The sequence below is a fragment of the Paenarthrobacter sp. MSM-2-10-13 genome (assembly GCF_011605365.1).
GTDB lineage: Bacteria > Actinomycetota > Actinomycetes > Actinomycetales > Micrococcaceae > Arthrobacter.
The window spans coordinates 491886-506336 of the sequence record NZ_JAAOXO010000002.1 but is presented as its reverse complement, the minus strand read 5'-3'; the positions used below and the strand labels follow the sequence as shown (position 1 = coordinate 506336).

Annotated in this window: 14 protein-coding genes; 4 read left to right on the top strand and 10 right to left on the bottom strand. The window is 62.5% G+C overall.

The window, feature by feature from the left end:
• Positions 1-2: 2 nt before the first annotated feature.
• The 5 genes from HAV21_RS08205 to HAV21_RS08185 all read right to left on the bottom strand — a co-directional run bounded on the left by HAV21_RS08205 (position 3) and on the right by HAV21_RS08185 (position 5619).
• Positions 3-923 carry a sugar ABC transporter permease gene (locus HAV21_RS08205; RefSeq protein ID WP_142936735.1) on the bottom strand — a complete coding sequence of 307 codons (921 nt, stop codon included), beginning with the start codon at positions 921-923 and terminating at the stop codon, positions 3-5.
• Between the two features lie 36 nt (positions 924-959).
• Positions 960-2294 carry an extracellular solute-binding protein gene (locus tag HAV21_RS08200; RefSeq protein WP_166841330.1) on the bottom strand — a complete coding sequence of 445 codons (1335 nt, stop codon included), beginning with the start codon at positions 2292-2294 and terminating at the stop codon, positions 960-962.
• Positions 2295-2534: 240 nt separating this feature from the next.
• A complete protein-coding gene (locus HAV21_RS08195) occupies positions 2535-3536 on the bottom strand; it encodes a LacI family DNA-binding transcriptional regulator (protein WP_166841329.1) in 1002 nt (333 codons plus the stop codon).
• 155 nt (positions 3537-3691) lie between these two features.
• The gene (locus HAV21_RS08190; protein WP_166841328.1) at positions 3692-4483 is read right to left on the bottom strand and encodes a TIM barrel protein; all 792 of its coding nucleotides are present in this window, start codon (positions 4481-4483) and stop codon (positions 3692-3694) included.
• A complete protein-coding gene (locus HAV21_RS08185) occupies positions 4480-5619 on the bottom strand; it encodes a Gfo/Idh/MocA family oxidoreductase (protein WP_166841327.1) in 1140 nt (379 codons plus the stop codon). The genes HAV21_RS08190 and HAV21_RS08185 overlap by 4 nt, the downstream gene beginning before the upstream one ends.
• Positions 5620-5726: 107 nt before the next feature.
• Between HAV21_RS08185 and HAV21_RS08180 the strand changes: the two genes are divergently transcribed.
• Together HAV21_RS08180 and HAV21_RS08175 are read left to right on the top strand one after the other, a co-directional pair.
• Positions 5727-6725, top strand: coding sequence for a LacI family DNA-binding transcriptional regulator (locus HAV21_RS08180; RefSeq protein ID WP_142936740.1), 999 nt, complete (start codon positions 5727-5729; stop codon positions 6723-6725).
• Between the two features lie 48 nt (positions 6726-6773).
• On the top strand, positions 6774-7478 hold the full coding sequence (locus HAV21_RS08175; RefSeq protein WP_166841326.1) for a TetR/AcrR family transcriptional regulator: 705 nt from the start codon (positions 6774-6776) through the stop codon (positions 7476-7478).
• On the opposite strand, the gene HAV21_RS08170 is transcribed toward HAV21_RS08175, so the two are convergent.
• Both HAV21_RS08170 and HAV21_RS08165 read right to left on the bottom strand, forming a co-directional pair.
• Positions 7479-8126, bottom strand: a complete 648-nt coding sequence (locus HAV21_RS08170; RefSeq protein ID WP_142936742.1) for a LytR C-terminal domain-containing protein — start codon at positions 8124-8126, stop codon at positions 7479-7481.
• Positions 8127-8148: 22 nt separating this feature from the next.
• Positions 8149-8448, bottom strand: coding sequence for a type II toxin-antitoxin system VapB family antitoxin (locus tag HAV21_RS08165; RefSeq protein WP_024819465.1), 300 nt, complete (start codon positions 8446-8448; stop codon positions 8149-8151).
• Between the two features lie 145 nt (positions 8449-8593).
• On the opposite strand from HAV21_RS08165, the gene HAV21_RS08160 reads away from it, so the two are divergent.
• Entirely contained in the window at positions 8594-9514 is a 921-nt protein-coding gene (locus HAV21_RS08160; protein WP_166841325.1) for a hypothetical protein, read from the top strand.
• Between the two features lie 112 nt (positions 9515-9626).
• Positions 9627-11171 (top strand): stealth family protein, encoded by a 1545-nt coding sequence (locus HAV21_RS08155; protein WP_223942584.1) that lies wholly within the window; start codon positions 9627-9629, stop codon positions 11169-11171.
• Here HAV21_RS08155 and HAV21_RS08150 read toward each other — a convergent pair.
• The 3 genes from HAV21_RS08150 to HAV21_RS08140 all read right to left on the bottom strand — a co-directional run bounded on the left by HAV21_RS08150 (position 11149) and on the right by HAV21_RS08140 (position 14386).
• Positions 11149-12129 (bottom strand): phosphodiesterase, encoded by a 981-nt coding sequence (locus HAV21_RS08150; protein WP_166841324.1) that lies wholly within the window; start codon positions 12127-12129, stop codon positions 11149-11151. The genes HAV21_RS08155 and HAV21_RS08150 overlap by 23 nt on opposite strands.
• Positions 12130-12272: 143 nt before the next feature.
• A complete protein-coding gene (locus HAV21_RS08145) occupies positions 12273-12755 on the bottom strand; it encodes a glutathione peroxidase (protein ID WP_166841323.1) in 483 nt (160 codons plus the stop codon).
• 77 nt (positions 12756-12832) lie between these two features.
• A complete protein-coding gene (locus HAV21_RS08140) occupies positions 12833-14386 on the bottom strand; it encodes a M23 family metallopeptidase (protein ID WP_166841322.1) in 1554 nt (517 codons plus the stop codon).
• Positions 14387-14451: the final 65 nt, after the last annotated feature.

The following is a 14451-nucleotide window of genomic DNA, read 5'->3' as shown; positions in this document are numbered from 1 at the left end:
GGTTATGCACTCCTGCGGCGGGTGATGACGAACTGCATGACCGAGATGACCACGATCAGTCCGAAGAAGATGTAGGAGATGGCTGCCGAGTAACCCAGCCGGTAACCGGTGAACCCGGTTTCAAAGATGTACTGGACCACTGGCCGTGTGGATCCACCGGGGCCACCCGCGGTCATCTGGTACACCTGATCGAAAATCTTCAGTGACGCCAGGATCTGCAACAGCACAATCATCACCGTGGTGGGAGTGAGCTGCGGCAGGGTGATGGAGAAGAATTGACGCCACGCGCCCGCACCGTCCAGCGATGCTGCCTCATAGTGTTGGGCCGGAATATTCTGCATCGCGGCCAGGTACAGCAGGAAGTTGAAGCCCACGGTCCACCAGAGAGTGGCGATGACGATCGCCCACATAGCTACGTTGGGATCATTGAGCCAAGCAACCCTGGGGAGACCGATGCCCGTGAGGAACTCGTTGATCAGGCCTAGTTGAGGGTTGTACATCCAGGTGAAGAACAGGCTCACCACGGTTGATGCCAAGAGATAGGGCGCAAAGTAGGACAGGCGCCACAGCCACTGCGCGGGTAGCCCGATATTGAGCAACGCGGCCATGACCAGCGCGACGAGGACCAATGGGACGGTGCTGATCACCGTGAAGTAGAGGGTGTTGCCCAAGGAACGCCACATATCGGCGTCGGCCAGAGCTTCGGCGTAGTTCGCGAAGCCGATGAGGCTGTCGTTCGCTCCAGTGAGGGACTTGCCCGTGAGGCTCATGTAGAAGCCGTAGAGAATGGGCCAGACCAGGAAAGCAAGGAAGAAAACAAGGAACGGAGCGGCGAATCCCCAGCCGCTCAGGTTGCTTCGGGTGCGGCTGCCGGGTTTGCGTAGATTCTCCGGCCTGGGCCGGGACAGCGTAGAGGTACTCATTCAAGAACTCCTTTGGTCGCTCGGTACGGGGGCCGGTTAAACCGGGTTGGGGCGGGAGAGGAGGGTGTTGGTGCGTTGTTCGAAGGCATCCCATCCTGCAGCTGCTTTGTCCCTTCCCAGAAGGACGTTCTGGACGTTCTCCGCGAAGTAGGTTTGCCAGTCCGAGCCCGAACCGCTGAACCAGGATTCGGGATCGTAGGCGATGATGTCCGCCGCGTTGGCGTAGTGAATCTGGGGCGTGAGCTCGCGGTAGGCCTGTGACTGGACCACGGGCTGATAGCCGGGGATGTGTCCGGCTTCAGCCCAGGACAGCGATCCTTTGAGCACATCGGTGACGAATTTGTAGACGTCCCTGCGCTTGTCCTCGTTGAGCTTCAGTTGGCGCGGGAGGACAAAGGAGTGTGAGTCCGCGTAGGACGCGGGTGTTCCGTAGAGGGTGGGTATGGTGGCCGCATCGACGGGGATGCCGGCTTTTTTCATGGTGGGCAGCTCCCACACACCGCTGAACAGCATGCCCGATCCTCCGCGGGCAAACTCCGCGATGCCCGTGCTGATATCCCCGGCCTGGGCTGCGATGGTGTCGTCAAAGAGGGACGCCATGAATTCCAGCGACTCAATAGCCGCTTCCCGGTCCACCTTCATGGGCTGACCCGGTGTCAGTTCCATGTCAACGCCGTGCTGCTTGTAGAGGGTGTAGAACAGTCTCCACATCTGCGAACCACTGCCAAGGTAGCCGAAGGACAGGCCATGGGCCTTGGTAACCTTCTGCATTTCCAAGGCCATGGCTTTGAACTCGTAGGGCGAGCTGACCTCCTGAAGCTGACCGTTGGCAGCCAGTACGCCCGCTTTTCCTGCTATATCCGTGTTGTAGAACATCACGAACGGGTGGGAGTCCAGTGCGATGGAGAAGACCTTGCCGTTGTGCTGGCTCTTTTCCCAGATCCTGGGGGCAAAGTCCGCAGCGGTGACTCCGTTTTCCGCCAGCAGGTCCAGGTCCCACGGCTCAATGAGTCCACCTGGCGCATACCCGGGAACCCGGCTGGCGTGCATGATGGCCACCTCCGGTGGGCGACCTCCCGCCGATGCCATGGCCAGTTTGGTGTAGTACGGCGGACCCCAGGCAAGCACGGTGGGGTGCACCTTGAATCCTGGATTGGCCTGGTTGGCGGCGTTGATCATGGCCTGCATCTTGATGCCGTCACCGCCGGAAAGGAGGTGCCAAAACCCGATGTCCTGAACCGCCGCGGCCTGTGCTGCACCTCCGCAGCCCGTGAGGCCTGCCGCCAGGAGGCCGCCGCCAAGGAGGGCTGACCCTGTCATTAATTGTCTCCGGGACAACTGTTTCCCGGTCAAAGATTCAAACTGCTTCACCCGTCACTCCTTTGGATGGGTCCGCTGAAAGGTCACTGCTGTGGTGCGTTTACTGGAGTGCGTTGCTGCACTGCTACTGCATGGAATTCCGGCTCCGGCGCGTCCCCGCTCTGGAGTTAAGGTTGGCCCCAGGGTGACGCAGGTCTCACATTACATCGATGTAATAGGCAGGGCAAGAGAAAATTGTTAGCGCGCACAATTTGATGGATGACTCTCGACTCATCCTTGCGGAGCGTCCCCCTAGGAGCGGGTGCTGTCCCGTTCGACGATGGTGTATTCAACGCTGACCACGCGCTGCGCGGAGCCCCTGTCCGCCATGCGCTCTGTCAGCAGACGTAGTGCCTCGCTGGCGATGGTGCGCTTGTCGAAAGAGACCGTGGTCAGCGAAGGAACGGCGTAGCGGCCATCGGCTATGTCATCAAAGCCCGCTACCGCAATGTCCTCCGGAACCCGCAAGCCCCGCTTCCAGAGCACGTTCAGCGCACCAATTGCCATGGAATCCGTGAAGCAGAACAATGCTTCGGGAACGGGATTCGCTTCCAGATAAGCACCCAGGGCTTTCGCGGCGGTTTCCGGCGTCCACTTTTCGCACGGGATCATCAGCGATTCATCGCGCGGAATCCCGAGGCTGTCCAGAGCCGCTTCATACCCCTGGGTACGCTGAAGGGCCGCCGCGGATCCGCGCCCCTGGGTGGTGCCCAGCACGGCGATACGCCGCCGTCCGGAGCTGGCGAGCGCCAGGGTCATGTCCCGCGCGGCTGCGAAGCTGTCCACAAACACCCGGTCAGCCAACTGCTGGGACACCTCACCGAGCAGGACTACAGGAGGCAGTGCAATGCCAACTTTCACGGCACTCTCATCCAGGACCACGGGATTGAGGATCAGGCCGTCGATGAGGTTGGCCCGCGCACGTGTCATCAACTCCTGCTCACGCTGTGGATCCGAGCCCGTTTCCTCGATCTGCACGCTAAAGCCTTGCTCGTGGGCAATCTCCACAATGCTTTGGGCAATCTCTGCGGAAAACGGAGTGGCCAGGTCCGGCAACGCCAGCCCAATGACCCCTGAGCGCCCGTTCCGCAGTCCGCGTGCCGAAAGGTTGGGGACGTAATCCAGCTCAGCCATGGCCTGCTCAACCCTGAGCCGTGTGGGGCCACTGACAGGCACGATCCCATTCATCACATTCGAAACCGTTTTGGGCGAGACCCCCGCACGGCGCGCTACGTCCTTGACCGTTGCGCGCAAGACGCCCCCTAGCTGCTGTTGGCCGGCGCTGCTGTTGACCGGTTTTCCTTGATGCTACGCGAGTTTTGGCCCGCGGACGCAGAGGACTGGCGCCCGCGGGCGTCAACGCAAAAGCTCACGCCGTCATCTCGGACGGATGCGCTGGCCGCACCCAGCTAGCTTTCAAAGGCCGCACGGAAGGCCGCCAGCGCGGTGTCCCCTGCTTCCAGGCCGGATCCTCCCGCGGCATTCGCCTCCAGACCCACCACGCCCTCGTATCCGGCCTTCTTCAGGGCTGATGCCACACCGGTGTAGTTGATTTCCCCGGTGCCGGGTTCACAGCGGCCGGGGACGTCGGCTACCTGTATTTCTCCTACCCAAGGCAATGCGGCCCGGACGAGTTCAATGAGGTTCCCCTCACCAATTTGGGCGTGATAGAGATCCAGCATCATCCTGACGTTGGGGTGGTTCACCGCCGCCACCAGCGCCAAGGTGTCTTTGGCGCGGGCCAAAGGGATTCCGGGATGGTCCAGGATGGTGTTCAGGTTTTCCAAGGCGAAGACCACACCGTGATTCTCCCCCAAATCCGCCAGACGTTCGAGCGTGCTCCGGCCCGTCAGCCACATTTCGCCGGTAGACCTGTGAACTGGGCGGACAGCCCGGCCGCCTTCTCCGAGTTCTGCGGGGTGGACCACCATGCGCTGGATACCAAGTTCAAGCGCGACAGGAATCAGTTTCTCCGCCGATGCCAGTACTTCATCTGCGCTACCGGGGTCAGTGAGGCTACCGCCAAAGTAACCGCTCATCGAAGAGAACCGGGCGCCCGTTGCTGCCAGGGCCGCGATGTCCCGTCCCCGGGTGTCCCACAACTCCACCTCGAAGCCTTGCTCATGAATTCTCTTCACACGCTCTATCAACGGCAGTTCGCCGTAGAGCATCTCAGCGCAGGCGGCCAGGCGGAAGCTCATGCTTTATCCCCCACCCTTTGCAGCGCGGGTTCCGCTGGGCTAAGGACGGCAATATCTGCCACATCAACCGGCAACCCGGTTTGGGCTGAACGGGTGGCGGCAAGGGCCACGGCAAGGGCGTTCCGCGCATCGATTCCACCGGGAGCTTTGGGAGCAGCGGAGTCCTGGGCGGCGGAGGCCTGGATGCCGTCGCGGTGAGCCTTCACCGACTCCACAAAGTGGGCGAGTTCGGCTGTGTACGCATCATGGAAGAGGTCAACGTTCAGGCGGACGGTGGCCGCATTGATACCGGCGGCGGTGTAGCTTGTGGCCGTGGTGGCCTGGGGGCCTCCCGCCGTCACCATTCCGGCAGAGCCAAAAACTTCTCCCCGCACGTCATAGCCGTAAAGCGCGTTGAAGTTGGCCTCGGCCACGGCAATGGCCCCGTTGCTGTAGGTCACGGTGACCACGGCGGTATCCAACAGGCCACCCTCTTTCGCTTCAGGAGCCACCAGCGCGTCAGCCACAGCATGAACGCGAACAGGGACAGCGCCCGGGTTCAACCAGTTCAGGGTGTCGAAGTCGTGGATGAGTGTTTCAAGGAAGATGGTGCCCGGCGGAATCCGTTCCGGGTTGGCGATCCCGTCCGGGCTGCCTGGATCGCGGGTCAAGGACCGAAGCAGTTGCGGGGTCCCTACGGCGCCGGCATCGATGAGTCGCCGGGCGGCAGCGAAGTCATTCGCGTAGCGGCGGTTGAAACCGAACTGGACAACCACGCCTGCGGCGTGTGCTGCTTCCAGGGCCGCATCAAGCTCTTCCACCGTTCGGCCTCCCGGCTTTTCACAGAAGGCATGCTTACCTGCCCGCGCTGCTGCCGCGATCAGCCCGGAATGAAACCGCGCCGGAGCGGAGATGAGGACAGCATCCACGTCCGGATCGTTCAGTACATCCTCGGCGTCGATGCTGATCTTGCCCACACCCAGGCGGCCCGCCAATGCCTCGACGGCGGGAAGAGCGGGATCGGCGATTGCTTCAAGCCGGGCTGAGGGGATGCGTTGCGCCACGGATTCAGCGTGGAAAGTCCCAATCCAGCCCGCTCCAATCAGACCAATACGAACCGGTCGGTCTTCTCTGACCGGATGTTGAAGGTAACCCATGGTTGCTCCTAAAGAATTCTTCTAGATCGTTCTAGTCGATCCATAGTGGCATGCGATTCGCACTGCGTCTAGATCGTTCTATACACTGAACAAACTTGGAGGAAAATATGTCCGAACCGCAGCGCCGCCCCACCCTGATGGACGTAGCCGAGGCCGCCGGTGTCTCACGCGCACTTGTTTCCATCGTGATGCGGGGTGCACCCGGCGCGGCGGAATCAACGCGGCAAAAAGTCTTGGAGACGGCCCGCCAACTCGGATATCGCGCGGACTCCCGGGCCAGGCTGCTGCGAAGCAGCCGAACCAAACTCCTGGGCCTCATCTTTTCCAGTTCACAGCCTTTTCATGCCGAAATCGTGGATGCCGCGTATGCCGAAGCCTCGTCCAGAGGCTATGAAATAGCACTGAGCGCAGTGGCCAACGGCAGGCCCGAGGCCCGCGCCATCGAGACTTTGCTGGATGTAGGTGCGGAGGCGCTGATCATCATCGCTCCCACCCTCAGCGCGGAAGACCTGGCACTGCACGCCCGCCAAGTGCCGGTTGTGAGCTTGCTACGCGACGACGTAGGCGATTCTGTGGACTCGGTCAGCAGTGATGATTACGCCGGCATCTCGATAGCCGTGGACCACCTGGTGAGCCTTGGCCATCGACGGATCGTTCATGTGGACGGTGGCTCTGCCGTCTCGTCGGACAAACGTCGGGAGACGTACTGTACCGAAATGATCCGGCACGGCCTGCAACCTGTGATTATTCCAGGCGGCCCCGGCGAGGAGGACGGCATGGGTGCGGGGCAGATCCTTCAGGCGGATCTGCCCACGGCTGTCATCGCCTTCAATGACAGGCAGGCGCTGGGAGTAATGGAAAGCTTCAAGGCCGCGGGGATCAGCATTCCCGCGGATGTCTCCATACTCGGTTACGACGACAGTCACTTCGCCAGGCTAAGTTACGTGCAATTGTCCTCTGTCAGCCAGGACGCTCCGCTCCTTGCTGCCGCCGCCGTTGGCCGGGCGGTAGACCGAATCGAGGGGACACAGTCACCGGGCAGCGTGGTCCGGACACCGCATCTGGTCCTCCGCCGCACCACGGCACAGGCTTCTGCGCACAGTTGATGTCAACGCTTCACCGCTCTTAGTGACAGATCGCGGTAAAGTGTCTGTATGCCAAGGATCACGGCCGCCACGAATGCTGCCCAACGCGCCGCGACCCAACGTCGGATTCTCACCGCCTTTGGAGAGCTCCTCTTCACCCATGGACTCCCCGGCCTCACCATGACCGACGTTGCGCGCCACGCCGGCGTGGGACGCACGGCTGTCTACAACTACTACGCGGACATGGAGCAACTGCTCATCGCGTATGCCTTGGACGAGACCGAGCGCTTCATTGTGGACCTCCGCGATTCACTGGCCGCGCTGGAAAACCCGGTTGACCGCCTTGCCCTTTACGTCCGCGCCCAGGTGGAGGATCTCAGCCGACGCCATCTGCCCCCTGGCCCGGCCATGGCTGCAGTCCTCTCCCCCGGGTCCTTCGCCAAGCTGGCCGACCACGTGGGAGATCTCAACGTACTGTTGCAGGACATCCTCCAGGACGGAGTCCGGCAGGGCTATCTGCCGGACGTCGACGTCGAGCAGTTGGCGCGGCTCATTCTCGGAACGCTCTCAGCCAGCGCCGCACGCCGCAACCGAACGCCCGACGGCGAGACTCCCGCGCCGTCGCCGGCCTCCGACGTCGAGCCTCACTCAGCTGTTGAACTTCATACGGCACAAACGGTGCGTTTCATTCAGTTGGGCGCCGGTGCCCGGTTCGACGACGCCGGCAGGCCCGTCAGGCTCGAAGCGCCAGCCCACGACGCCCTGGCTGGCTAACTACTGACCCGCCGGAAGCGTCGGAATAATGGGCCACTTGGAGTTGTCAGCGATCCGCAGGTCCTCCCGCGGGCACTCCAGCGTGCCCGGTGTCTGGTCCACCAACTGTGGCTCCACCAAACCTTCGAAGCCCGGCGTGAGGATCACGTCCACGGACTCGTCCTCACGGTTGTCCTCGAAGTAATCCGTTCCTGCAAGGTTCCGCTGAATATTGAACGCCGCGGCCTGGCCTTTGACGCCCGAGACCACCACGCCAATGCCCGAATAGGCGGTATCGCTGTTGTCCACCGAGGCCACCTTGTAGCCGCGGGCCGTGAACTGTTCTGCCACTGTGCCGGCCAGCCCTCCGCGTGAGGTGGCATTGAAGACGTTGAGCGTCACGGTCTCGTTCGGGACGTAGTCGAACGTGGTGGTGGGACACAGGCTAATGGGAGCTTTGCTGGCGATGGCGCTGGGAACCTTGACCACACCGTTCATGATCGCCCACGCACCCACCGCGCCGGCAGCTATGACACCCACCAACAGGACAAGGACAATTCCATGGAACAGCCTCCGCCGGAAGCGGCCTTTGTGCGCCAGCTCGTCCTCGGCAAAGGTCGCCCGAAGTTCGGGCCCTGTGACTACCCGGTGTCCATGGAGTTGCGTCACATCTTTGGGACGCCTGCCCTTGCTAGCCATCGATTACCAATACACGCGCGTGAATGGCCGTCCTTTGGTGAAGCGCGGTTCGGACGGCTCTGTGAAGTCCGTCTTCGAGGTACATGACCCCTTGATACTGGACCACGTGCGGGAACAAATCACCGAAGAACGTTGAGTCCTCAGCCAACAGCGCCTCCAGGTCCAAGGTCCGTTTGGTGGTCACCAATTCATCGAGGCGGATGGGCCGCGGGGGCAGGGCAGCCCAGTCCCGCGGCGCAGAGAATCCATGGTCAGGGTACGGGCGTCCCTCGCCCACAGCTTTGAAGATCACCCTGCAAGCCTATGGAAGATGCCGCGCTAACGGAACTTGTGACCCGCAGCACAGGCAGGTTGTGGCCAAAAGGTGACTAACCTTCGCATGGCGTCACAGAAGTCATAGCTGTGATGGGAACCTCCGGGACTGACAGAATGGGGGCATGACTCAACCGCTCCAAGGTACTCACCGGACCGCTGCCCGTGCGACGCCCGCGCTGGCGCTGCTGCTGGACGTCGATGGTCCCATCGCCAGCCCTGTGACGCGCGACGTCAAGCCGGACATCATTGCGGACATGGTGGCCCTGGCTGCCGCGGGCATACCGGTCATCTTCAACACGGGGCGCTCGGATGCGTTTATCAGCGAGCAGGTCATGGAGCCCATGATTGCGGCGGGCATGCCGGCTGACACTGTCATTCACGCAATCTGCGAGAAGGGCGCCGTCTGGTTCAGCTACACCGCAGAAGGGCCCGGTCCCATCCATGTGGACCACCAGCTCGCCGTGCCCGCAGCGTACGGGGACGATATCCGCCGGCTTGTTGCCGAGGACTACTCGGCGCACATGTTCTTCGATGAGACCAAGCGCGCCATGGTTTCGGTGGAGCAGCACGTGGACGTGGCCAGCAAGGACTACCTGGCCGAGCAGAAGCTTTTCGACGCCGATGCACTGGAGATCATGGGACGCCACGGCCTCAACGCCGCCATCCTGGACCACCACGCACCGGAGTCCGATGACACTGCGGACTACCGCCTGGACCCCACCATCATCTCCACGGACATCGAATCCGTCCGCCTGGGCAAGGACCTCGGGGCCAGCCGGGCCGTTGAACTCCTGGCAGCCCAGGGCATCACCCCGCTCTCCTGGAGGACTGTGGGTGATTCCCGTACGGACTACGCCATGGCAGACTGGCTTCACCACAACGATCACGATGTGAAGCACGTGGACGTCCGGCCGGCAGATGGCATACCCGTCAAGCCCTACACCATCCTGACGGCGGCCGACCTTGAACTGGCCGACGACGTCATCCACGACGACGCCGGCGGCGCATTCCTCCGCAGCTGGCGCGAGGCCCTTTCGATCTAAGTTCCAGCGCATCATAGTTGTAGAGTTTCAGAGCAACCCGCACCGCAAAGATCCCGGAGATACAGCCATCACACAAGCACAGGTCGATCCGATTTACCACGGCAGCCCGTCCATCGAAGAGGACACGATTGCTGAGGCAATCTCGCCTGCCGTCGTCGCGCATCTTAAGCACAGGTCCGACGTCGTTCGTCACCGCGGGCGGTACGCCCTGGTCAACGACGACCTGACCCCGCAACAGGCCATGGTGTCCGATCTCCTGGCTGTCCGGGCCGCTTTGGACGCTGCCGGTATCGACTTCATCCTGGTGCGCGGAAATGATGAGCGGCCCGTCATTGCCGTGGACTGGGAGTCCCGCAAGGACGTCCGGGAGGCGCTGGTCTCGGCTTTCCGCAATGAGCCGTTCTATTCCATGACCGTGGATGCCAAAAAGAAGACCTCGGTGCTGGTTGCAGATGGCGAGCTGTCCGCAAACCGGAAAGCCCGGATCTTCCGCCTGTACCGGCCGCGCGTCGAGATCGGCGGCGGTCTCTGGTACGGCCCCGCCCTGGGCGTACAGCTTGAGCTGTGGAGGTTCGAGGGCGACCACCTGGAACTCCCTGTGGAGAACTCCCTGACCCGCCGCACCATGTTGCGTCAGGACGCGGTGCGAGGCACGGTTCAGAGGCATGGCCTGTCTTGGCCCACTATCGAAAACATGTTCGCGGACCACGCCAGCGACATCGATTTCGACATCGACATCGTTTTCTCGTGGGTGGACGGCAGCGACCCCGAGTACATCGCCAGGAGGCGCGCACAGCAAGCCGACGCCGTCCTCGGCGAGGGCGATGACCACGAAGCCCGTTTCCGGCAAATCAACGAGCTGAAGTACGCGCTGCGCTCAGTGCATATGTTCGCTCCGTGGATCCGGCGGATCTTCATCGCAACGGACTCCCCCGCACCGGAATGGCTGGCCGACCACCCTTCGGTGACCATCGTCCGGAGCGAGGAATTCTTTGCCGACCCCTCAGTTCTGCCTACCCACAATTCCCAGGCCGTGGAATGCCAGCTGCACCACATCAAGGACCTCTCGGAGCACTTCCTGTACTCCAACGACGACATGTTCTTTGGCCGTCCCGTGGGTCCTGACATGTTCTTCACGCCCGGCGGCATCACCAAGTTCATCGAGGCCGACACCCGGATCGGCCTGGGTGAGAACGACGCCGAACGCAGCGGTTTTGAGAACGCAGCCCGTGTGAACCGCAAGTTGCTGTGGGAGCGCTTTGGCCGAATCACCACCCGGCACCTTGAGCACACGGCCGCGCCGCTGCGCAGGAGTGTGGTGGCACAAATGGAGAAGGAATTCCCGGCCGAGTTCGCGAAGACCGCAGGTAGCCGGTTCCGGGCCGCGGACAACATTTCCGTGACCAACTCGTTCTATCACTACTACGCCCTGCTCACGGGCCGCGCCGTCACGCAGACCAGCGCAAAGGTCAGGTATGTGGACTCCACCATGTGGGCCGGGCTGCACTATCTGCCCAAGCTCCTGGCAAAGCGCCACATGGACTTCTTCTGCCTCAACGACGGCAGCTTCCCCGAGGTTGAAGCAAACGAGCGCGCAGACCTGGTGACCGACTTCCTGGAGAAGTACTTCCCGGTTAAGGCGCCTTGGGAGAAGTAGGGCCGGAGGAAACCATCGGAAGCGAAGAGGTGTGCGTGCCCGGCGATGTGTGAGCCCCTACCCGGGACTCGTGCGGAATGCGGATACCGGCTTCGGCCAAGCGCCGCTGAACCTCGTCGGCATCCACTGGCTCACCTACAGTGACTCCTCCGGACATCGGGACCACTGAATGCACGATCGTGTGCTCGTAAACATGGATCATGTTGTACGACTGCGCTCCGTCGCGCCCGCGCTGTCCGCCGGCACGCACCGCCAGGTCCTGGGTGTAACACGTAGCTGAGGCGACCGATACCGGGATGCCGGCGAAGCTCGCCGTCGTCGAGTAATGCAGGTGACCGCCAAGGATGGCGCGGACGTCAGTATTACGCACGACGGCGGCCAGTGCGGCTTGGCCACGCAGCTCCACCAGGACGGCGAGGTCCTGCACGCACGGGACGGGCGGGTGGTGGAGGGCCAGGATGGTGCCGTCCGGGGCCGGCGTTGCCAATTCAGCTTCCAACCACTCCAGCTGCGATTCCGACAGTTCGCCGTAGTGGTGGCCGGGGACCGTGGTGTCCAGGGTAATGATGCGGAGCCCGTTGACGAAGTAGCTGCGGTCCACGGGGTCCTGGGGCTTGCTGGCTGCAGAGGCGTCGGCGAACGCTGAACGGAAGTTTGCCCGGTTGTCATGGTTGCCCATGGCCCAAATAGCTTTGGCTCCAAGTGACGCACACAGGGGTTCAATCATTTCGCGGAGGTGCTCGTAAGCTTCCAACTCACCTTTGTCGGCAAGGTCTCCGGTGAAAATGATGGCCTCGGGCCGGATCCTTGAGGCGATGATTTGCTCACAGATCTCCCGGAGCCTGGCTGAGCTGTCCACCGAGCCGTGGAGCGTGCCCGGACCACCCACCAGGTGAAGATCGCTCAGGTGCAAAAGCACATGACCTGGTTTGGGGTATTCGGCCTCGATGAGCTCCATAGCTTCGCCTTAGCGTTTGGTGGGAGACGGCTTCTCCCGTATCAATCCAGTAGTCCCAATCCAACCAGACAACAAGCCAACAACTGGCTAACATCCGGCGGAATGTTGGAAAATTACTTTTCTCCCTTCTGGATCAGCGGCGTCTATGCCAGCGCCTCTTCCACTGCTTTCATGAGGTATTCGGAGTCGGGCTCCACTGCGGATGGGAACCTTGCTACAAGTTCTCCCTTGCGGTTTATGACGAACTTCTCGAAGTTCCACTTGACCTTGGCCGACTGCCCATCCTCGTCCCGGGTCAGCTCCGCGAACAAGGGATGTTGCTGCTTTCCCAGGACGTTGGCTTTGCTGGTCAACGGGAAGGACACACCGAAGTTCCGTTCGCAGAATTCAGCGATCTCGTGGTCCGCGCCGGGCTCCTGCCCGCCAAACTGGTTGCAAGGCACCCCCAGGATCTCCAAGCCCTGGCCGCGGTACTTGCCGTACAACTCCTCGAGGCCTGCGTACTGGCGCGTGAAGCCACACTCTGAAGCGACGTTTACCACCAGGACCGCCTGGCCTTCGAAGCGGCCGAAGTCTGCTTCGGTGCCATCGTTGAAGGTGAGGGGAATGCTGTACAGGCTGGTCATGGGATTCGCTTCCTGACGACGTCGTCTGGCGGTATTGCCGCCATCGAGCTTACGGGAGCCGGCTTGGGTGGCGAAACCTAGGGCGTGGGAAGGATGAGCGAGGACAACGGCACCAGCACACCGTCCGGCCGCTGGACCAGGTCCGGGGCGATCAGAATGTATCCGGGCGGCAGGACTACTGCCGGCAGCGACGTCGGGAGGACTGCAACAGGCGAGGGTGCCGGAGCCACGGGAGGCGCCGGAGCCACGGGAGGCGCCGGAGCCACTGGAGCAACGGCTTGGCTCACCACCGGCGCGGGTGCAACATGTACTGGCGCCACAACCACCGGCGCGGGTTCCACCACAACAGGCGCTACGGGGGCCGGTGCAGCCGGAGCGGGTGCTACCAGAGCCGGCGCCACAGGAGCCGGCGGGACTATGTTGGTTTCCGGCGCGCTGGTTGACGGCGATGGTGTTGTGGAGGCAGTCGGCGTCGGTGTCGCAGTGGTGGTCGGCGTCGGTGTCACTGTAGCCGTAGGGGTCGGCGTGGGGGTGGCGGTCGGAGTCGGAGTAGCCGTCACGGAAGGTGAGGGCGTCGGCGTCGTGGTTTGAACCGGCGTCGTGGTTTGAACCGGCGTCGTGGTGGCAGGCGGGGTGGTCTGGGTAACGCCAGGGCTGCTGGGTGGGTTGGTGGCAGGCGGGGTGGTGCCCGAGGGAGCTGCGGGGGGAACCGGAAGCGGTTCGTCGTTTTCGTGCTCTCCGCCGATGACGGCCCGGGTGGTGCCATCCGATACGGGAACGGCCCACTGCGGTGTTGCCGAGGTGCCGGTGCCAACACCGGGCTGGTAGTTCACCATGGCAATGGTTTGCAGCGCATCAACCTGCCGGATGGGCAACAGCGTCCAGTTGGCGGGATCAGTGTGAAGGCCGTTGACGATCGTCTCGAAGTGGAGATGGCAGCCGGTGGACCATCCGGTGGTCCCAACCTCCGCAATGACCTCGCCCACCCGCACTGATTGGCCTTGAGTGACGCCGATCGCCTGGAGGTGGTTGTAGGTGGTGACCAGGCCGTTGCCGTGCTCGATTTCAACCCGGTTCCCACCGCCCCATACGTGCCACCCGACAGCCCGCACCACGCCGGCGTCGGCAGCGTACACACGCGTACCGCAGGCGGCTGCGTAATCCTGGCCCCAGTGGAATTCTCCGGCCAGGCCCGTCAAGGGGCTATAGCGGTAGCCGTAGGACGAACTCTTGTTGAGGACCTCAAGCGGCGAGTAGAGGCTCCCTGCAGGGGGTCGTGACAGCCCTGCGGAGGCAACGGTCAGGCCTGTGGAGCCGTCTTTGCTGACTGTGCGGATCATGGCGCGGTCGAAGTAGACCATGGGCGTACCGGCAACCTGCTGGGGTGGTTCCATGGTGGGGTCGATGACCAGGGTTTCGGCTTCCGGCGGCACCAGGGTGCCCAGGGCTGTCGGTTCCACCACCCCCTGCGCCAGTGCTCCGCCCACGGAACTGCTGGAGACAGCGTTCAAGGGTTGGAAGCCAAACGCGAAGAAGGCGAGGACCGCGAGGCTCCCTGCGATCAGAACGCGATGGAAACCTACGGTGCGGATCAGTTCTACTGCCCGGTCTGATTCATGATGCTTGCCCACAAAACACTCCCCAAAGCCAGCGGCACCAAACCCCAGCCTGGCGTGCAAGCACCATTGTTGCGGGT